The organism is Flavobacterium tiangeerense (assembly GCF_007830355.1).
GTDB classification, from domain to species: Bacteria; Bacteroidota; Bacteroidia; order Flavobacteriales; family Flavobacteriaceae; genus Flavobacterium; species Flavobacterium tiangeerense.
In genome coordinates this window covers 1-21,243 of record NZ_VLKO01000008.1, presented here as the reverse complement: position 1 = coordinate 21,243, position 21,243 = coordinate 1, and the positions used below count along the sequence as shown (strand labels likewise).

Here is a 21,243-nt window from a genome sequence, read left to right as displayed (position 1 = left end):
AAATCATTTGAACTTTATAAGTCATCATTTATAATTTAAAATTAATTTCTCAACGGTTTCCCTTTGGTCAACATAAATTGGATTCTTTCTAATGTTTTTCTCTCTGTACATAACGATAAGAAAGCTTCTCTTTCAATGTCCAATAAATATTGTTCGCTTACTAGTGTTGGCTCAGATAAGTCACCACCTGCCATAACGTAAGCTAGTTTATTAGCTATTTTTTTATCATGTTCAGAGATGTATTTTCCAGCTTCCATTTGATCTGTACCTACTAAGAACATCCCAAGAGCTTGTTTTCCTAGTACTTTTACATCCGTTCTACGTATCGGTTGTGTGTAACCAGCTTCGGCCATCAAGAGTGCATGTTTTTTTGCTTCTGCAATCTGTCTGTCTTTATTGATTACAATGATATCTTTACCGTGCTGTAATAATCCAGTGTCAAATGCCTCGTATCCTGATGTAGATACTTTTGCCATTGCTATAGTCAAGAAATATTCTTGCAATACATTTAACTCAACATCATTTTTATGGAATAAATCAGAGGCACGCATAGCCAATTCTTTAGATCCACCACCGCCAGGAATAACCCCAACACCAAATTCAACTAATCCCATATAGGTTTCTGCTGCAGCAACAACTTTGTCAGCATGCAAACTCATTTCGCAACCACCTCCAAAAGTCATTCCGTGTGGTGCTACCACAACTGGAATTCCAGAGTAACGTACGCGCATCATCGTGTCTTGGAACATTTTGATAGCCATATTCAACTCATCATACTCTTGCTCCACGGCCATCATGAAAATCATTCCAATATTGGCACCCACAGAGAAGTTCGCTGCTTGATTTCCAATAACCAATCCTTGATATTCTTTCTCAGATAAATCAATTGCTTTATTGATAGCTTGTAAAACATCGCCACCAATAGTATTCATTTTAGATTGGAATTCTAAATTCAAAATTCCGTCTCCTAAATCTTGGATGATTGCACCACTATTACTCCATACTTTTTTGCTTTCGCGAATGTTATTTAGGATAATAAAGGCGTCTTGACCCGGAACTTTAATTTGCGCTTTACTTGGAATATTGTAGAAAAACGTTGCTCCTTCTTTTACTGAATAAAAACTAGTATTTCCAGAAGCTAACATATCATTTACCCATGCAGCAGGAGCTAAACCTTCTGCCTTCATGATCTCAATTCCTTTTTCAACACCTATAGCGTCCCAAATTTCAAATGGTCCATTTTCCCATCCAAAACCGGCTTTCATAGCATCGTCTATCTTGTAAAATTCATCTGAAATTTCAGGAACTCTGTTAGATACATAAGCAAATAAACCAGCAAAACTTTTTCTGTAAAATTCACCTGCTTTATCTTTTCCTTTTACAAGAACTTTAAAACGGTTGATTGGTTTATCAATAGTTTTGGTCAGTTCAAGTGTTGCAAAAGATGCTTTTTTAGCAGCTCTGTATTCTAACGTATCTAGATCTAAGGTTAAGATGTCTTTACCTTCTTTTTTATAAAATCCTTGTCCTGTTTTGCTACCCAACCATTTGTTTTCCATCATTGTGTTTACAAATGCAGGAAGTTTAAATAAGTCATGTTGTTCATCATTTGGACAGTTTTCATAAATACCATTGGCAACATGAACCAAAGTATCTAAACCTACAACATCAACAGTTCTGAAAGTAGCCGATTTTGGACGACCAATAACAGGTCCAGTTAATTTATCAACTTCTTCAATAGTAAGTCCCATTTCTTTTACCAAGTGAAACAAACTTTGAATTCCGTAAATTCCAATTCGGTTTCCAATAAACGCTGGAGTATCTTTGGCCAAAACCGAAGTTTTTCCTAAAAATTTCTCACCATAAACCGTAAGGAAATCTAAAACCTCTGTACTTGTTTGTGGACCAGGAATAATTTCAAATAATTTCAGGTAACGTGCTGGGTTAAAAAAGTGAGTCCCGCAAAAATGCTTTTGAAAATCTTCACTTCTTCCTTCACTCATAAAATGAATAGGAATACCAGAAGTGTTAGAAGTTACCAGTGTTCCAGGTTTTCTAAATTTTTCTATTTGTTCAAAAACTAATTTTTTAATATCAAGTCTTTCTACAACAACCTCAATAATCCAATCTACACCAGCAATCTTTGCCATGTCATCTGTTGTATTACCAGTTGTGATGCGGTTCGCAAATTTTTGACTGTAAATAGGGGATGGTTTTGATTTCAAAGAATTGGCTAAATGCTCATTTACCAATCGATTTCTAACAATTTTACTCTCTAGTGTGAGTCCTTTTTTTGCTTCGGCATCAGTCAATTCTCTTGGGATAATGTCCAAAAGCAATACTTCAACTCCAATGTTAGCAAAATGACAAGCAATTCCAGATCCCATAATTCCGGATCCTATTACTGCAACTTTTTTGATGGTGCGTTTCATACTTCGTTTATGTTTGTTTTTTTTAATTTGTAATGGTTTATCTGTCAAATGATATATTAGATCCTAATTAAACGGTTTCCTTAGTTTCTAATTTTTCAACAGGTATATCAAGCGTGTGGGTGTTGTTAAAAATATTCTTTTCTACAATTAATTCGTTAATAACATCCGCAACTTCAACAAAATGTTGTAGTTTTTCTTCAGAAATTGATTTGCGTACAGCATCATTAAATTTTAGCACTGTATTTTTTGAAAGTTCTCTTTTTTCTTTTCCAAATTCTGTCAAATAAATCAATACTCCACGACCATCTTCAGGATTTTTCTTTCGAATAATCAATCCTTTTTCCTCCATTGATTTAAGAGTTCTTGTCAAGCTTGTGGCTTCCATTCCCATTTTAGGTCCTAAAGAAGTTGATGGAGTTCCACCTTCTTTATCGATACTCAACAAAGCAAATCCTGTTGCCATACTAGCATCATATTTTGATGCTTCTTCGTTATACATTCTGGCGACTGCTTGCCATGTTGCTCTTAATATGTAATCTATTGTTTTATCTTTCATGGGAAACTATATCGATTTCAAATATAATAAAAAAAATACTATGCACGCATAATAAAAGTGTTTTTTTTATTAAAAATTTATTAAATATAAAAAAACATTCTTGAATATGAGAACTTTATAAGGTAAAGTATCTTGTGGTGGGTTGTAGTCCATATGTTGTTATAACCAGACAAAGCCATATTTTTAGACCAAAAAAAAAGCCACAAGTAAAACTTATGGCTGATAATGGATAACATTATATTTTAATTTAAAATCCTTGAGAAGGTTTTAAGACATTATATTAATTGTAAATTTTATTAAATAAGTCAGCATATTTTTGTAAAACTATTTTTCGTTTTAATTTTAGAGTAGGAGTGAGTTCTCCTCCTTCTATAGACCATATATTTGGCGTAAGTTCAAAACGTTTTATTTTTTCCCAATTTCCAAATTTTTCATTCAAAGTATCAACTTCTTGCTGAATGCGTTCTATTACTTTTTCATTGGCTACAATAGCTTCATTGCTGCTACCTAATTCAATTTTATGAATTAAAGCCCATTCTTTAATAAATTCAAAACTAGGTTGAATGAAGGCTCCAGGCATTTTTTGTCCATCACCTATAACCATGATTTGCTCAATAAAGCGAGATTGTTTCATGGTATTTTCAATTAGTTGCGGAGCAATATATTTACCTCCTGAGGTTTTAAACATTTCTTTTTTACGATCTGTTATCTTCAAGAATCCTTCTTTGTCAAATTCTCCTATGTCACCTGTATGAAAGTAATTATCTGTAATAACCTCACTGGTTAATTGTGGGTCTTTGTAATATCCCATCATTACATTGGGTCCTTTACAAAGAATTTCACCATCTTCGGCAATTACTACAGATACGTTATCAATCACTTTTCCAACTGTACCTACTCTAAAACCTTTGTTTCTAAGATCGTTTACAGAAATAACAGGAGAAGTTTCCGTCAGTCCGTATCCTTCCATAACAGGAATTTCTGCAGCAGCAAATATTCTGGCTAATCTAGGTTGCAAAGCAGCACTTCCAGATACCATCAAGTCTAATTTTCCGCCTAAACCTTCTTTCCATTTGCTAAAAATTAGTTTTCGTGCAATTTTAAGTTGGAACTCATACCAAAATCCGTTTTTGCCATAAGGCTCATATACAAGACCTAAATCGATTGCCCAGAAAAAAAGTTTTTTCTTTATTCCAGTAAGCTCCGTTCCTTTAGCATATATTTTATCATATACTTTTTCAAGAAGTCTAGGAACAGCAGTAATTACAGTAGGTTGTACTTCTTTAATGTTGTCACTAATTCGCTCAATTGATTCTCCAAAATAGATGGAAACACCATAATATTGGTATAAATAGAGAATCATGCGTTCAAAAATGTGGCAAATAGGCAAGAAGCTCAACGCTCTACTTTTTCCTGCTTCAAAAGGAATTCTTTTGGCGCTGTCTAAAACATTAGAAACTATATTTTGGTGCGATAACATTACTCCTTTTGGTCTTCCTGTTGTCCCAGAAGTGTAAATAATAGTAGCTAAATCCTCTGATTTTACATCATTTTTGCGTTGCTCTACTGTATCTTGATGACTCATATCCTGACCTAGAACTAGTAATTCCTTCCAGTTTGTACATCCTTCTATTTCATTAAAAGAGTAAATCCCTCTTAAAGTTGGAACATTTTTTTGAACCAAACGTAATTTTCGTAACACTTCGGTATCTGATACAAAACAATAAATAGATTCAGAGTGATTTAAAATGTATTCGTAATCATCCTCGGCAATAGTTGGATAAATAGGCACAGTTTGTGCACCTGTTTGTAATACACCAATATCCATTACATTCCATTCAGTTCTATTATTAGTGGATATGATAGCAATTTTATCATTTTTTTGAACTCCTAGTTTGATCAATGCACGAGATATAGCATTGGCATTAGCAATGTATTCTTGCGTAGAGGTTTTAATCCATTCTCCATTTTGTTTGGTAACCAACGCATCCGGAATAGATGTATATTTTTCTTGTTGGTAGTAAGGGAAATCAAAGAGGCGGGTGATATTTATCATTATGGAAATATTGGTTTGAATTGCAAATTAAAAAAAAATTAGTGATTAATTTTTATAATTAGAAATTTTATAGTGAAAATTAATATTTATTGGTGTTTTCAACTTAGATATTCAAGTTTTCTACTACTTTGTTTATTTGTTTTAAATGCATAAAAATAGTGGTTATATCTTTTTGATATTAAATGTAAGTATTAAAAAAAAAGTGGTTTTTCATAGTAGTTTCTTACTAAAGGAATTATTTCGCTTAATTATCATTGGAGAAGTAATTAAGCGAATATAATTCAAACAAAAATAATGGCGTTGCTGTATTTGGGTACTAATTCAAAATATCAGAAAACGAACTACTACAGTTTAATTTAACTTTATTGAAGTACTAATTCCTAATAGAAATGTTTCTTAATTAAATTTAGAGCTAAGATAATAGATGGGATACATTAATTTTTATTTATATTTGTAATGATTACTATAAATTATATATATGAACTACACACTCCATCAACTTCAAATATTTCTTAAAGTAGTTCAAACCAAAAGTGTTACTAAAGCAGCCGAGGAGTTGCATCTTACACAACCCGCTGTATCTATACAATTAAAAAACTTCCAAGATCAGTTTGATATTCCGCTAACAGAAGTGGTTGGTAGACGTTTGTATATCAGTGATTTTGGTCAGGAAATTGCTGATGTAGCTCAAAATATAATCAACCAAGTGGAGACGATAAACTACAAAACGATGGCCTTCAAGGGGCAATTGAGTGGTAGATTGAAAGTGTCAGTTGTGTCTACCGGTAAATATGTTATGCCTTATTTTTTGTCTCATTTCATGAAACTGCATTCTAGTATTGAACTACAAATGGATGTAACCAATAAAAGTAAAGTTTTGAGTAGTCTTGAAAAGAATGAAATAGATTTTGCTTTGGTATCGGTGTTGCCTACTAATATGAATGTGGAACGATTGGATCTTTTGCAAAATAAATTATATCTCGTTGCAAATTCAAATTTAGACAAAGCAAACCTTCAAAATCAGGATACTATTTTTAATAATGTCCCTCTTATATTTAGAGAAAAAGGATCAGGTACACGCCAATTAATGGAAAATTTTATAAATAAAAATGCTGTAACAATTCCCAAAAAAATGGAATTAACCTCAAATGAAGCGGTAAAACAAGCTGTAATTGCAGGACTAGGATGTTCAATAATGCCACTTATTGGAATAAAAAATGAATTGGCTAATAAAGAGCTTCAGATTATTCCTTTCAAAGGATTACCTATTACCACAACGTGGAGTATTATTTGGTTAAAAGGTAAAAAACACGCGCCTGTTGCGGCTGCATTCTTAGCACATTTGGCTCAAGAAAAAGCAACTATTATTGAAGAAAAATTCAATTGGTCTGAAGGATATTGAATCTTTTTTTGGCTACAGCCAAAAAAAATAGTCTTACCATTAAGTAAAACTATTTTTTTATAATTTTTTCTGAATTTTTATGGTAGTAAAACTCTATCAATGATATGTACCACACCATTACTACATTGGATATCAGGAATAACCATGTTAGCAGGAATAGTATTCCCATTACTTTTAACTGTAAATACTCCATTTAAGAACGGGCTGTATGTTAAAGTACCACCACCAGCTGTTGTAGCTGTTGTTGCAGTTTGCTCAGAAGTAAATTTACCACCGCTAATAGCATGGTTTAATAGAACTTGTTGTAAAACTGCTTGAGGAGCGTTAGCTACATCTTGAATCGTTGCAAAACCAGCAGCTTTAAATGCAGCATCTGTTGGCGCATAAATAGTGAAATTGTTTGCTGGATTTGATAATGTAGGTGCTAATCCAGATGAAATAACTGCTTGGACTAGAAATGTAAGTTCTGGTGATTTAAAAACTTTAGAATCTTTAAGTAATATTGCTGAGTCTACAATGTTTACTCCGGTAGCAATCATTACTTTATCTATAGCGTGAACTGTTCCGTTACTTGCTGCTACATCTGTAAGAATTATTTTTGATCCGTTAATATACAAATCACTTCCTCTACTAATAAAACGTCTGTTTATGCTTAATGCAGATGCAGATGTTCCTCCAGCCATAATTTGGTTTGCCATTAAACTTCCGTTAGAAACGTGGTATAATAAAGTATTCGTTAAAAAACTGTTTTGCAAAACCCCAAGGCTTCCGCTATTTACAAGTCCTAATTTTGCGAAAGCATCATTTGTTGGTGCAAAAACTGTATATTTTCCTGATGGATCGTTTGGGTTACTGTTACTCAATACACCAGCAACTCCACCTTGAATAGCAGCTCCTTCTAGAGTACTAAAATTTGCATTTGCTACTGCAATTGCTGCAATACTTGGTTTCTCATCTTGGTAATCATTCTCACATGATGACAATGTAGCTAGTAATGATAGCGCTACTACTACGCTTTTTATGTTTACGTTTTTCATTTTGTTGACTGTTTTTTTATTAAAATTTGTATACTAAACCACCGTATAAACCAGTTGCTTTACCAACGTTTCTACCTTCAATTACAGTGCTTGCACCTGCTGAAATACCTACTTCTTTTGTAATCGGGGTGTAAAGATTCAATCCTATTTTAGTATAATTTACTTGTGTACTTGGGAAAAAACCAGTGAATCCTTCTCCAAGAATATCAACACCACTTGTAGATGTTTGGTTGGCAATAAAAGCATCAGCGTAGAATAAAGATGCTGCATATCCTAATTTTACTTCACTTGAGTAAGAATTTGGAACTTCATTAGAAGCAAAGTTTCCAGCAAATTGTGCGGATGCAAAAACTCCCGAATTCATTTTATACATGGCCATACCGGTTGTACTAAATGTTGTAGAACGGTTTCCAATAGCGATGATGGATTGTAATCCCTCATTAACGTTGTAATCTCCTAGCGGTGTTTTAAGTCCCAAAGCTCCTATAAGACGTAGCGATGATTTTCCGAAATCAAAATAAAACGGACTGTACTTTACAAAAACTGAAACATCTTGAAGACCTTTTCTCTCATTTTCAAAGTTATTGTTTGTCAATACTTCTTGTGATGCATTACCAGTTGCTGTTATGTATGGTAAAACCATTACAACATCAACTTGATCCGAGATTCCGTAAACACCATAAATAGATGCGCTAGTAATTTTTACGTCATTAAAAACAGGAACGCTCTCAACTTCTTGTGGAACAAGAAAAACATTATCATATTTCTCAAAACTATAAGAAAGCGCAACATTTCCCTTTCCTTTTCCTTGCATAAAACCGCTAATTGGGCTTTGTGAAAATGCAGTGGTAACACATCCTAGTGTAGTTACTGCAAGTAATAGTACTATTTGTTTTTTAATCATAATGGTTGTTGTTTATTATTTAACTTTGTTTTTGTCATTTACGGAGATACTTCTCTTTTGGTTTTATTTTTTTTGAAAAAAAATCAATTTATTTATAAGTATCCATTTTTCAATGAGTTATATTTGCTAAATTAAGAATTACACACCTCATTGTAAAGTCTCTTTCTTAATTTTTATTTATTTTAAATAAATGCTGTAGGGTATTATTATTAGTAATTAAATTCCATGAAATACTGTATTAACCCAAGTTTAATTCACATTCATTACTATTTACCGCATAAAATACTGAGTAACATCAAAGTACTATATAAAAAAAGGCGCTTTTGTAAAAAAGCGCCTTTTAAAAAGTTAGTTTCACTAAAATAATATACCTTATTTTTTATTTTCTATCCAAGTTCTAGCATTTACAAACGCTTCTAACCAAGGCGACACTTCGTCTTTCACACTTCTTTCTGGATAATTAGCCCAGTTCCAAGGGAAAGTAGAACGTTCAATATGTGGCATCATTACTAAATGTCTTCCTGTTGTGTCGCACATCATGGCCGTGTTGTATTCCGATCCATTTGGATTAGCTGGATAATCTTCATAACCATATTTGGCAACGATGTTATAATTTTCTTCTGCTAATGGCAAATTGAATTTTCCTTCACCATGAGAAATCCAAACCCCTAAAGTAGCTCCTTCTAAAGTAGAAAGCATTACCGAATTGTTTTTCTGAATTTTTACTGAGGTAAAGCCGCTTTCATGTTTATGTGAATCGTTGTGTTTCATCTTTCCATGTATTTCATGTTCTGGATTGATTAATTCAAGTTCCATCATCAACTGACAACCATTACAAATACCAACAGAAAGTGTGTTTTCTCTTTTAAAGAAGTTTTTTAAGGCCGTATTCGCTTTTTCATTGTATAAAAACGCTCCAGCCCAGCCTTTTGCTGATCCTAAAACATCTGAATTAGAGAATCCACCAACCGCTCCAATAAATTGAATGTCTTCTAAAGTTTCTCTTCCCGAAATTAAATCCGTCATGTGAACGTCTTTAACATCAAAACCTGCTAAATACATAGCATTTGCCATTTCGCGCTCAGAATTACTTCCTTTTTCACGAATAATCGCCGCTTTTGGTCGGTTTATGTTTGAAACTACTGGTAATTTTCCATCAAAATGAGATGGGAAAGTAAACGTTAAAGGCTGATTGGCGAAATTTTCATAGCGCTCTAACGATTTACCATTTTTAGTTTGTTTTTGATCTAATAAGAAAGAGGTTTCAAACCAAATTTCTCTATATTTTTTTGAAGAAAATTCAAAGGAATCTTCATGATTTACAATAGAAATTGTATCCGAATTCGTTACCGTTCCAATATTGAAAATTTCAACGCCATTGGCTTTAAATATTGCTTCTACTTCAGCATCCGCTTGGAAAACAACCGCAATATTTTCTGAAAACAATAATTTAGTAGAATCGATTTCATTGATAGCAGTTAAGTCGAAATTCGCACCTAAATTCACATCAGCAAAACACATTTCTAATAAAGTTGTGATTAAACCACCACTTCCGATATCATGCCCGGCTTTGATTTTTCTTTCTTTGATTAAATCTTGTAACGTATTAAATGCATTTTTGAAGAAAGCCGCATTTTTGATAGTTGGCGTTTCATTTCCAATTTTATTTTGCGTTTGATTAAATGAAGAACCTCCTAATTTAAAACTATCTTGCGATAAGTTTAAGTAGTAAATGTTCCCATCATTTCGTTGTAAAACAGGTTCTACAACCTTAGTAATGTTTGAACAATTTCCAGCAGCAGAAATAATCACTGTTCCTGGTGCAATTACTTCATCATTCGGATATTTTTGTTTCATCGAAAGCGAATCCTTTCCTGTTGGAATGTTGATTCCTAATTCGATAGCGAAATCTGAACAAGCTTGAACCGCTTCATATAAACGAGCATCTTCACCTTCGTTTTTACAAGCCCACATCCAGTTTGCCGATAAGGAAACAGAATCTAAACCGTCTTTCAATGGCGCCCAAACTAAATTAGAAAGTGACTCAGCAATAGCATTTCTTGTACCAGCAACTGGATCAATTAAAGACGAAATAGGAGCGTGGCCAATTGAAGTCGCAATTCCTTCTTTTCCTTTGAAATCTAAAGCCATTACACCTACATTGTTTAAAGGCAATTGTAACGGTCCAGCACATTGTTGTTTGGCCACTTTTCCACCTACACAGCGGTCGACTTTGTTCGTTAACCAATCTTTACAAGCCACAGCTTCAAGTTGTAAAACTTGCTCTAAATAGGTTGGGATTTCTTTTGAGTTATATTCTGAATTGCTGTAATTTCTAGCAATTGTTTTGTCATTCATAATTGTTTTTGGTGAACTTCCGAAAAAGTCTTCCAAAGAATAATCCATAGGTTTTAAACCTGTAGATTTCGATTCGAATGTAAATCTGTGGTCATTAGTAACTACACCAACTTCATACATTGGAGAACGTTCTCTATCTGCAATTAGTTGTAAGATGTCCATGTCTTTCGCACCAATTACTAATCCCATTCTTTCTTGAGATTCATTTCCGATGATTTCTTTAGCGGAAAGTGTTGGATCTCCAACTGGTAATTTATCTAAATCAATTAATCCACCTGTTTCTTCGACTAATTCTGACAAACAATTTAAATGTCCACCCGCACCATGATCGTGAATTGAAACAATTGGATTGTGATCACTTTCCACTAAACCACGAATAGCATTTGCGGCACGTTTTTGCATTTCTGGATTAGAACGTTGGATGGCATTTAATTCAATTCCTGAACCAAAAGCTCCTGTATCTGCTGAGGAAACAGCAGCTCCACCCATTCCAATTCTATAATTTTCTCCACCAAGAATGACAATTTTATCGCCTTCTTGTGGTTTCTTTTTAATCGCTTGATCTAATTTTCCGTAACCAATTCCACCCGCTTGCATGATTACTTTATCGTAACCAATTTTGCGATTTTCTTCTTCGTGTTCGAAAGTTAAAACCGAACCAGTAATTAGCGGTTGCCCAAATTTATTTCCGAAATCCGAAGCTCCATTTGAGGCTTTAATTAAAATATCCATTGGCGTTTGATACAACCAAGGACGTTCTTCCATGGCGCCTTCATACTTGCGATTGTTTGTTAATCTTGAATAAGAAGTCATATAAACAGCGGTTCCTGCTAAGGGTAATGAACCTTGTCCGCCAGCCAATCGGTCACGAATTTCTCCTCCAGAACCTGTTGCAGCTCCGTTGAAAGGCTCAACTGTTGTTGGAAAATTGTGCGTTTCTGCTTTTAAAGAAAGTACAGAATCAAATTCTTTTTCTTCGTAAAAATCAGGTTTGTCTGCGCTTTTTGGTGCGAATTGAGTTACTTTCGGTCCTTTAACAAAAGCGACGTTATCTTTATATGCCGAAACGATATCGTTAGGGTTTTCTAGAGATGTTTTTTTGATTAACTTAAATAGGGAAGTTGGTTTTTCTTCTCCATCAACCACAAAAGTTCCATTAAAAATTTTATGACGACAATGTTCTGAATTGGCTTGTGAGAAAGCAAAAATTTCAGAATCCGTAAGTTTTCTTTCTAGTTTAGTAGCTAAATTATCTAGATATTCTACTTCTTCTAAACTTAAAGCTAAACCTTCTTGTTTGTTGTAAGCATCAATATCATCAATTTCTAAAATGGCTTCAGGTTCAATATTTATCGTAAAAATGTCTTGATGTAATTCCGTGTATTTTTGAAGTAACATCGGATCAAAATCATTGAAATCGGCAGCTACTTTTTCGAATTCTTCAATTCTAATAATTCCAGAAATCCCCATATTTTGGGTTATTTCTACAGCATTGGTACTCCATGGCGTAACCATAGAGGCACGTGGTCCAACAAAAAAATCCGTAAGTACGGATTTTTCTAGGATATGTGCGTCGGCAAAAAGCCAATTGAGTTTTGAAATGTCTTGAGCTGAGATTTCGTTTTGCGTTTGTACTGCAAAAACGGTTTTACTTTGGTTTTCAAAGAAATGAATCATTGTTGTGTAGTTTGTTGTATTGCGGTACAAATTTAAGCAATTAAGATTAAATTCTAAGCATAAAAAAAGCGGCAATTTTGCCGCTTTTAGTATTATTGAATAATGAGTTTTTTTACAATCTCGTTTGAGTCAATTTGTAATCTTACGAGATAAGTTCCTGGTGTGCTATTCGGGATCGTTATTTCAGATTGAGTGGTGTTTTCCAAACTGTAAATTTTTTGACCAAGGATGGAATAAATCGCAATTGAATAAGTAGTATTAGCATTGGTAATATTAAACGTTCCTCGAGATGGATTCGGATAAATCTCTACCGTATTTGTTGCTGTATTTATACTATTTTTTGGAGTTTTACTCGCAGTTTTACTTCCTAAGTTGGAGCAAGTGTCTAATGCAAATACATCCCATTGTGTGGCTTTATTAAAAGTAGTTGAAGGTGCAGTTACGGTAGTTTTTCTGCGGATGGTTTCATCTATAGAGAAATTGGCAGTTCCACCATTAAAAGTTCCAATAATGTCAATAAGAACCCCGTTTTTAAACAAACCAACAGCGTCATTTCCGTTAAAAGTCATCTCGGTTGCCGAAGTAGACAAGTTCGCTGAACTTGTAGCATAGCAACTAGAAGCCATTAAACTATTCACAATAGTATATTTTGCTCCATTTACTAGGGTTCCAGATAAAGTTAAACCTGTGCTCCACGCTCCAGCTCCATTGGTTTGTCTCTTGATACTATAGATTGACAAATTTACTGATGTACCTGTTGCATTTGAAATCTCTAAGGCTTTGTTGTTTGAAGAACCTTCAATGTATTCAGAGAAAAGTAAATCAGTTGCGGTGTTGTTCGAATTAGTTACCACAGTCACTGTATTACTCACACCAGAAAGATTTCCTGCTGCATCTTTTGCTCTTACAGTAAAGGCATAACTAGTAGCTGCAGTCAATCCTGTTACAGCTGTATTTAAGGTAGTAACTGTAGTTCTTAGTACGTTGTTTACATATACATTATATCCTGTAACACCAATATTATCTGTTGCGGCTGACCAAGCTAGAGTAACAGAGGTAGTCGTTTTACTTGAAGAGATTAGGTTTAATGGTGTACTAGGCGCAGTAGTATCTGTAGTTCCGCCGCCTGTAGTTCCACCCCAAATAGCTGCTACATAAGATGGATTGTCAATAAAAGGATTTCTATTACCTTGTCGTGCATAAATAGCATTGTTTCGTTCTATTTCTCTGGCACTTACGGGATCATTTGTATGCCAAGAAAGGAGTAAGTTTAAAAAGGCAGTAGTAAATACCTGGTTGCTGCTCCCATCAAACATAGCAAAAGGATAGCCAGCTACCGTATTTTCATAACGTGTAGCAAAATAAAAATACATACGAGCTATATCGCCTTTGAAAGCCGCTGCAGGTTCAAAAACAGTTCCAGTATATCCAGAAACAGCACTTGTGCCTAATTTACTTCCATTTAAAGTAGTTGTTGAAGCTGTTGCCACATTTCCGTGCGGGAAATTAGATCGTAAACCGTTTACTTTTCCATCAGTTGGCGGAATAAAATGGGCATCAGATACCATAGGTGCTGCCGAGTTAAATACTGATTGCGGAATCATGTGTTCTCTATTGTAGCAGTCGCCCTCTACAGCGTAGGTACCACATTGCCCTGTTGTAAGGGTAAATGTATATGGATCAGTTCCATTTTGATTCTCAGAATACAAGTCGAAAATAGTGTTGTCATTTTCATTTTGATGGTCCCTATCCGATGTTGCATAAGTAGTCCATAATCCGGCGTACCCTTGATCAGTATGGCCTTTTATTACATTGTATAGTTGGGTTTTTAAAGTGTATCCGGTTCCCGTTGCTGTACTGTAATAGCCGCTTGGTGCTTGTGCTGATGCAACAGATAAGAATAAAAATAATAATGCAGTGTAGATGTGTTTCATAATTGCCTTTTAAATTAGTTTGCTTTGTGTTTGTTTTAAATACCTTACAAGTTGTTTATGAGGGTTTTAAGACGGTGCAAATTTATAATTTTAAATAGCTTTAATGTTATGAAATTGTAAAGATATATAGCATTTTGTTATATAATAGGGTTTAAAATTATCAAAAGTAAAATCATTCTTACTTTAATGTGCGAATTTTGTATTTTTAATCCGCTAGCATATTTTATAAATTTTTTTTAGAATTCATTCTAAAAGAATATTTCTTACATCCTCTATTTTTAAATCTTATACGATATTATAGTAGTACTTTAATTCTTGTTAAATTAAAAAATATGGATATAAAAAAAGCGGCACTCAGTGCCGCTTGGTATCTTCTAGATTGCTCTTAATTTACAATCAATTTTTTTGTAAATGTTTTGCTTGAAGAAGTAATTTTAACAATGTAAATTCCTCTTTCAAGCCCATTTAAAATTGCTGTGTTACTATTGTTAAAGTTTTCTTCAAATACTTTTTGTCCTATAATTGAATACACTTGAACAGAATATTTTTCGTTTTCACTTGGGAAATTAATCTTTACAGAACCATTTGAAGGGTTTGGATAAAGCAAAATTCCGTTGCTTTCAAAATCTTCGCTAGATAATGTTGTAACTGTATGAGTACCTATTCCATCGCAAGTATTGTTTGCAAATGAATCCCACTCTGCAGTTTTATCAAAAGTTGTATTTGGAGCAGTGATGCTTGGTTTTCTACGTAAGGTAACATCAGCAGCAAAATTAGCTGTTCCTCCATTGAAAGTTCCAATAATATCAATCAATACACCGTTTTTGAACAATCCCATTGGGTCATTGCCATTAAATGCCTCTTGGGCTGATGATAAATTGGCATTAGCTACTGGATAACATGTTGTTGCCATTTGTGGATCAACTAAAACAAATACTGCACCGGAGTTTAATGTCCCAGTTAAATTTAATCCTGTTGTCCATGCTCCAGCACCATTAGATTGTTTTTTAATGGAATATCCAGTTAAATCTACAGCAGCTCCAGTAAAGTTGGCAATTTCTAATGCTTTGTTAAAACTACTTCCTTCAACGTACTCAGAAAAGAATAGTTCTATTGCTCCAGCACCGCCTGTTGGCGCAGCAGTAGTTGTTCCTGTTACTGATCCACTTGCCGCAGATGAGTTTCTAGCATCATCTCTTGCTATGATGTAAAAGATATAACCAGTTGATGGTAATAAGCCCGTTACTGTAGTTGTTAATCCAGTTTGACTTGACTTTAACGTTCCGTTCATATAAATATCATATCCAGTTACAGCAACATTATCAGTAGCAGCGTTCCATGTAAGTGTCATTGTATTAGCAGTAGTGTTACTAACCGTTAAGTTTGTAACTACTGATGGAGCTTCTGTATCTGCAGGTTCTGTAGTCCAAACAGCAGCAACATAATTTGGATTATCTATGTAAGGATTTCGATTATTTTGACGTGCATAAATGGCATTGTTTCTTTCTATTTCGCGTGGACTTACTGGATCTAGATTGTGCCAAGAAATAAGTTGTGCTAAAAAGGCATCTGTGAATACTTTTCCAGTTGAGTTATTAAACATAGCGTAACTATAACCAGCAACAGTGTTTTCATAACGCGTTGCAAAATAGAAATACATACGGGCAATATCACCTTTAAATTCATCAATAGGTTCAAAAACAGGTCCACTATATCCTGCAGTTGTACTAGCTCCTAGTTTACTTCCATTCAAAGTTGTTTCTGAAGCAACTGCAACATTAGCATGAGGATAATTGGAACGTAGACCATTTACTTTTCCATCTGTTGGAGTAATAAAGTGTGCATCAGATACCATAGGCGACTGTTCGTTGAATACCGATTGTGGTATAATATGTTCTCTGTTATAGCAATCTCCTTCTTTTACGTAATTTCCACATCTTTGTGTTGATGCGATGCTATATGTATAAGGGTCAGTTCCTGCAGGGTTTTCGGAGTACATGTCTAATACCGTTCCATCTTTTTCAAAAAAATTATCTATGTCAGATGTAGAATAAGTTACATATAAGTCCCCGTATGATAATGTGGTATGCCCTTTTATGATATTGTACAATTGTGTTTTGAGGGTGTATCCTGATCCTGTAGCGGTACTGTAGTATCCTGCAGGTGCTTGTGCAAAAACAGCAGTAAAAAATAATAAAAAGAACAAAGAGTAAATTTGTTTCATAATCTGATTTAAAGTTAGTTGAATTAAATTTGATTTGTTTTTGGTTTTATAAATCGCCCAAAACTACTACTTATTTCTTAAATGTAGGTTTCCAAATCTTTAATTCAAATAAACTTTATTTTTTCAGAGCAGTAAAAAGCGTATGTGTTTGACTTGTAATATTTTATTTGGGGAAAACTTTGTTTTGAAATGCACCTAAATCCGGCGGAAGTGTTCTCGTATTACCAATAATATCTTGATTTATAAGAAAAGACGCATTTCCTTTTGCGAAAGCCGCCGAAGTATCGTCAATATTCAATTTGTTTTTTGATACGTTCAAAAATTTAGGGTCTTTATTGAGTAGTATGGCTTTGTAATGTAAAGGATCTATATCAAATTGATACAAAGGATTTGTACTAGCAGTGCTGGAGCGGTTATCAAACTTAATCAAGCAGTTGTTAAATTGGTATTCAAATGCAGCTGTTGTTTTTTTACTCAATGTCATTTCAGTTGCATATGATCCGTAAATAATACAATTATTAAATTGAGCTCCTGTAAGGTCTTTTGACTCTGGAACAGCACCAGTAATAAAATTGCTTACAATCAAAGCTTGTTGCTGTGAACTATTCCAGTTGTTGTTAAAAGTACTATGTGTAAAAGTGTAATTACCTCCATAAGTACAAGCTAGGGTTGCTTGTCCTGCTGCATTTATTACAATGTTTTGACCTTCAATTTTTGCGGTCTGCGCCAATATTCCGTAGTTGCTGCTGTTGTAAATTTGGGTATTCTTAATTTGAACTGTGGATCCGTCATTGTTTTGAATCAACAAGCCTATGCTGGCATTTTTTATGGTTAAGTTTTCAAAACTGTTGTTGGTACTGCCGCTGCTAAGCCATACAGTTCCCCATTGTCCGGGCACATCAGCAAATGCGGGTTCTAGTCTATCACCTTCAAAAACAACTTCGTTTTCCATTTTAGGTGTTAAAGATTGTTTTCCTTTGACTTGAATAGATCCTTTATTGGCTACTACAATCCCCGAATTTGCATGAAAATAGACACGAGCGCCAGCTTCAAAAATAGCTGTCTTCTCTGGAGGCACTGCCGCGTATCCATAAATTACATAGGGTTTTGTTTTGGTGAAAACCAATTCGTTTCCATGTACAGGATCATTTTCGTTGAGGTAAAAACCATTTATTTTTTCGTTACCCACCGGAAGTGTTTCAGTTGTTCCATCAGAAAAGCGTTCTGGATATAAAAAGATAGCATCTTGAACAAGCGTAACGAGTGCCACATTTTGTTGATTACTCCCACTGTCAAATTCAATTTGATCAGTGTATAAAAAGGTATCCGAACTGACGTCAGTAATCGCTGCGGTAGTTTCTATAAAAATAAATAAGCTGTCGCGCGCAAGTATGGGAACATTACTAAAAATTTTCCCATTGTTTCCTTGTAAACCGTCTACTGTCATTCGGTATTTAGAATTCAAGCCTTTACCAAGTTTTATGGTAGGTATTGAAATATCATTTTTACTTCGGTTGTATACCTTTAGCATATAGGTGCTTGAGCTGATATTTGAAAAAACAGTATCCAGATAAACGGTATCTTTTGAAAATTTTAAATAACCAGTACTCGGTATTGTTTCAAAATCAGATCGGCAAGAACTGAAAGCAATTGTTAGTACACCAAGTAGGATAAGTATTTTGAAACGCATGGTAATTTTTTTGTAAAAATAACAAAAATCTATTTTGTAAAACATATTAACAATTGTATTTGCGCATTGCTATTGTTACTTTATTTATTTTTACATTTTTAAACCAACAATTATGACTTTCGATAAAGAGAAAATTTTAAACTACTGCAATCATGTTTCTAAAAACACTTTAATGCAAACTTTGCAGATTGAGTATGTGGATGCTGGAGAAGATTTCTTAGTAGCTACCATGCCAGTTAATGCTACCGTTCATCAACCTATGGGATTGTTGCATGGAGGTGCATCTGTAGCATTAGCTGAAAGTGTAGGTAGTGCTGCATCTATGATTTATGTTAATTCGGATGTTAGCGAAGTACGCGGAATTGAAATATCTGCCAATCATCTTAAAGCTAAAAGAGAGGGAATTGTTACCGCAACAGCCCGCATCATTCACCGTGGTAAGAGCATTCACTTGTGGGAAATTAAAATTACGGATGAAAATAACGCTCTTATTTCGCTTTGTAAATTAACTAATATGGTGCTTCCTAAACGTAAAACTACCGATAAGTAATGGAGGAAATGATCCAGAAAGTACAAGGTCATTTGCTTGACAAGCTGCCCTTTGTTTTGTACCGGAAACCCAATCAAAAAGAAATTACGGGTTATTTACAAAAAGAGGATACTTTATATTCTATTAATGATTTTAAAGAAAAAGGATTCGTTATTTCTTCATTTGATGGAGCAAATACGTACTATATCCCTGAAGAAAAAGCCGAAAAATTCCAATGGAAGTACCAAGAATCATTTATTCAAAAGGAAGAAAAAAACCTTCCTTTTTTTGAAAGTAATGATAAGGAAGTATTTGTAAGCTTGGTTAGTAAAGGTGTTCAAGCTATTAATAATAAGGAGTTTGAGAAAGTAGTATTGTCTCGAAATGAAATTATAGCTCTAGAAAATAAAAGTGTATTTGAGATTTATGAATCATTGGTGTATAGTTATCCTACCGCTTTTGTTTATTGTTTTTATCACCCAAAAATAGGCACTTGGCTGGGTGCTACTCCAGAATTACTTCTAAATGTAAAAGAGGATGTTTTAAAAACCATTTCGCTGGCAGGAACTCAAAAAGATGTTGGTACTCCAGCTGTTTATTGGCAAAACAAAGAAATTGAGGAACAGCAATTTGTGACTGATTTTATTGTTTCAAAATTGCAGAACGAGTTGGAAGCAGTTACAGTGTCTAAACCCTACGGCACTCAAGCGGGTTCTTTGTGGCATATTAGGACAGATATCTCAGGTACAATTACACCAGTAACATCATTTGAAAAGATAATTCAAGTTTTACATCCTACACCAGCTGTATGTGGTTTACCAAAGGAAAGTGCCAAAAAATTTATTCTTGAAAACGAAAATTACGACAGGCAATTTTATACGGGTTTTTTAGGTGAGTTGAATTGTGATGTGGATAGCGGTCAACAAAACGCTGATTTATATGTTAATTTGAGATGCATGCAAATTAAAGCTAATGTACAGGATATGGTAAATAAGCAAAGTATAAAACAAGTACATTTGTACATGGGTTGCGGTGTAACAAAAGACAGTTTTCCTGAAAAAGAGTGGGAGGAAAGTGTTAATAAATCCATGACCATGAAAAAAGTATTGCAATCATTATCATAGAAAATTAATAATAACAAAAAAGTATGAAACTAGACATATTAGCCTTTGGCGCTCATCCAGATGATGTAGAGTTAGGATGTGCAGGAACTATTTTAAAAGAGATCTCACTGGGTAAAAAAGTAGGTATTATTGATTTAACTCGTGGAGAGTTAGGTACGCGTGGCTCTGCAAGTATTAGAGATCAAGAAGCGGCAGCTGCAGCAAAAATACTTGGCGTAACTGTACGAGAAAACTTGGAGATGCGTGATGGTTTTTTTGTAAATGACGAAACACACCAATTAGAGATTATAAAAATGATACGGAAATACAAACCTGAAATAGTGTTATGTAATGCTGTAGACGACCGTCATATTGATCATGCTAAAGGAAGTAAATTGGTATCTGATGCTTGTTTTTTATCTGGTTTAGTTAAAATTGAAACTAGTCTAGAAGGAGAATTACAAACGGCTTGGCGCCCAAAACTGGTATATCATTACATACAATGGAAAAATATCGTTCCGGATTTTGTGGTAGATATTACAGGTTTTACAGATTTAAAAGTTGCATCTATATTGGCATATAGTTCTCAATTTTATGATCCTAATTCTAAAGAACCGGAGTCGCCAATTTCAAGTAAAAACTTCCTAGAAAGTTTAAATTACCGTTCTAGGGATTTGGGTAGGATCACGGGCGTAGATCATGCTGAAGGTTTTACAGTAGAAAGATATTTGGCTGTCAATAGTTTAGGTGATTTGATCTAAAAATGATGCAAATTTTTTAAAAAAAGTTTTGAAAAACGTTTGCAAAAGTAAACTTTAGTTGTATCTTTGCCACCGCTAAGCAAATGGTGGTTGTAGCTCAGCTGGTTAGAGCATCGGTTTGTGGTACCGAGGGTCGCCGGTTCGAACCCGGTCATCCACCCAAAAAAGCAAAAGCCTCGAAGAAATTCGAGGCTTTTTTTGTATCTATAATTCAAATACATTTTGTGAGATTTAAAAAGATTATAGAAGGTGTTTTTCTGGATCAAGTCTGAAAGTTGTGGGGAAATATTAAAAACCGGTTATTTGTATTTTAAAAAATACAGAAATGCAGGATTCTTTTAAAGAACTTATCAAGTTGTTGTTACCAGAGATTATTGTGGATTATTTTGAGTTAACTTCTTATGAAAAAGACCAAGAAATACTTCATCTATACTTAAAAGAAATCAATTCTATTCCTAAAGAATATCGGGAGAGTAAATTAAGCTCAAAAGGTTTTTTTGACCAGATAACAGTTCAAGACTTTCCCATTCGAGGTCATCAAGTTTATCTGCATATCACACGCCGAAGATGGCTCAACGAA

General features: G+C 34.2%; 14 protein-coding genes and 1 tRNA gene. 6 read left to right on the top strand and 9 right to left on the bottom strand.

Translation table 11 applies throughout. The annotated features are described in order from the left end of the window. Positions 1-41 precede the first annotated feature (41 nt). The 3 genes from IQ05_RS10060 to IQ05_RS10050 all read right to left on the bottom strand — a co-directional run bounded on the left by IQ05_RS10060 (position 42) and on the right by IQ05_RS10050 (position 5,044). A complete protein-coding gene (locus IQ05_RS10060) occupies positions 42-2,432 on the bottom strand; it encodes a 3-hydroxyacyl-CoA dehydrogenase/enoyl-CoA hydratase family protein (RefSeq protein ID WP_144892571.1) in 2,391 nt (796 codons plus the stop codon). Positions 2,433-2,499: 67 nt separating this feature from the next. Continuing rightward, positions 2,500-2,988, bottom strand: a complete 489-nt coding sequence (locus tag IQ05_RS10055; protein WP_144892568.1) for a MarR family winged helix-turn-helix transcriptional regulator — start codon at positions 2,986-2,988, stop codon at positions 2,500-2,502. A 280-nt stretch (positions 2,989-3,268) separates the two neighbouring features. Continuing rightward, positions 3,269-5,044, bottom strand: coding sequence for an AMP-dependent synthetase/ligase (locus tag IQ05_RS10050; RefSeq protein WP_144892566.1), 1,776 nt, complete (start codon positions 5,042-5,044; stop codon positions 3,269-3,271). Between the two features lie 478 nt (positions 5,045-5,522). On the opposite strand from IQ05_RS10050, the gene IQ05_RS10045 reads away from it, so the two are divergent. Further along, the gene (locus tag IQ05_RS10045; RefSeq protein ID WP_144892564.1) at positions 5,523-6,446 is read left to right on the top strand and encodes a LysR family transcriptional regulator; all 924 of its coding nucleotides are present in this window, start codon (positions 5,523-5,525) and stop codon (positions 6,444-6,446) included. Positions 6,447-6,523: 77 nt separating this feature from the next. Here IQ05_RS10045 and IQ05_RS10040 read toward each other — a convergent pair whose 3' ends face one another. From IQ05_RS10040 to IQ05_RS10015, 6 genes are all read right to left on the bottom strand, one after another. Beyond that, positions 6,524-7,483 carry a fasciclin domain-containing protein gene (locus tag IQ05_RS10040; protein ID WP_144892562.1) on the bottom strand — a complete coding sequence of 320 codons (960 nt, stop codon included), beginning with the start codon at positions 7,481-7,483 and terminating at the stop codon, positions 6,524-6,526. Positions 7,484-7,502: 19 nt separating this feature from the next. Next, the gene (locus IQ05_RS10035; RefSeq protein WP_144892560.1) at positions 7,503-8,387 is read right to left on the bottom strand and encodes a hypothetical protein; all 885 of its coding nucleotides are present in this window, start codon (positions 8,385-8,387) and stop codon (positions 7,503-7,505) included. A gap of 372 nt (positions 8,388-8,759) precedes the next feature. After that, the gene (gene purL, locus IQ05_RS10030; protein WP_144892559.1) at positions 8,760-12,422 is read right to left on the bottom strand and encodes a phosphoribosylformylglycinamidine synthase; all 3,663 of its coding nucleotides are present in this window, start codon (positions 12,420-12,422) and stop codon (positions 8,760-8,762) included. A gap of 92 nt (positions 12,423-12,514) precedes the next feature. Continuing rightward, entirely contained in the window at positions 12,515-14,356 is a 1,842-nt protein-coding gene (locus tag IQ05_RS10025; protein WP_144892557.1) for an endonuclease, read from the bottom strand. A 385-nt stretch (positions 14,357-14,741) separates the two neighbouring features. Further along, a complete protein-coding gene (locus IQ05_RS10020; RefSeq protein ID WP_144892555.1) occupies positions 14,742-16,580 on the bottom strand; it encodes an endonuclease in 1,839 nt (612 codons plus the stop codon). Between the two features lie 163 nt (positions 16,581-16,743). Next, entirely contained in the window at positions 16,744-18,270 is a 1,527-nt protein-coding gene (locus tag IQ05_RS10015) for a hypothetical protein (RefSeq protein WP_144892553.1), read from the bottom strand. Between the two features lie 112 nt (positions 18,271-18,382). Between IQ05_RS10015 and IQ05_RS10010 the strand changes: the two genes are divergently transcribed. From IQ05_RS10010 to IQ05_RS09990, 5 genes are all read left to right on the top strand, one after another. Then, the gene (locus IQ05_RS10010; protein WP_086453826.1) at positions 18,383-18,820 is read left to right on the top strand and encodes a PaaI family thioesterase; all 438 of its coding nucleotides are present in this window, start codon (positions 18,383-18,385) and stop codon (positions 18,818-18,820) included. Then, positions 18,820-19,923: a chorismate-binding protein gene (locus IQ05_RS10005; protein ID WP_144892551.1), complete on the top strand. Its 1,104-nt coding sequence runs from the start codon at positions 18,820-18,822 to the stop codon at positions 19,921-19,923. The genes IQ05_RS10010 and IQ05_RS10005 overlap by 1 nt, the downstream gene beginning before the upstream one ends. A gap of 23 nt (positions 19,924-19,946) precedes the next feature. Next, positions 19,947-20,663, top strand: coding sequence for a bacillithiol biosynthesis deacetylase BshB1 (bshB1, locus tag IQ05_RS10000; protein WP_144892549.1), 717 nt, complete (start codon positions 19,947-19,949; stop codon positions 20,661-20,663). A gap of 86 nt (positions 20,664-20,749) precedes the next feature. Continuing rightward, positions 20,750-20,823: transfer RNA gene (locus tag IQ05_RS09995), tRNA-His, on the top strand. Between the two features lie 165 nt (positions 20,824-20,988). Beyond that, the coding region (locus tag IQ05_RS09990; protein WP_144892546.1) for an ISAon1 family transposase N-terminal region protein at positions 20,989-21,243 on the top strand (255 nt) is incomplete at its 3' end.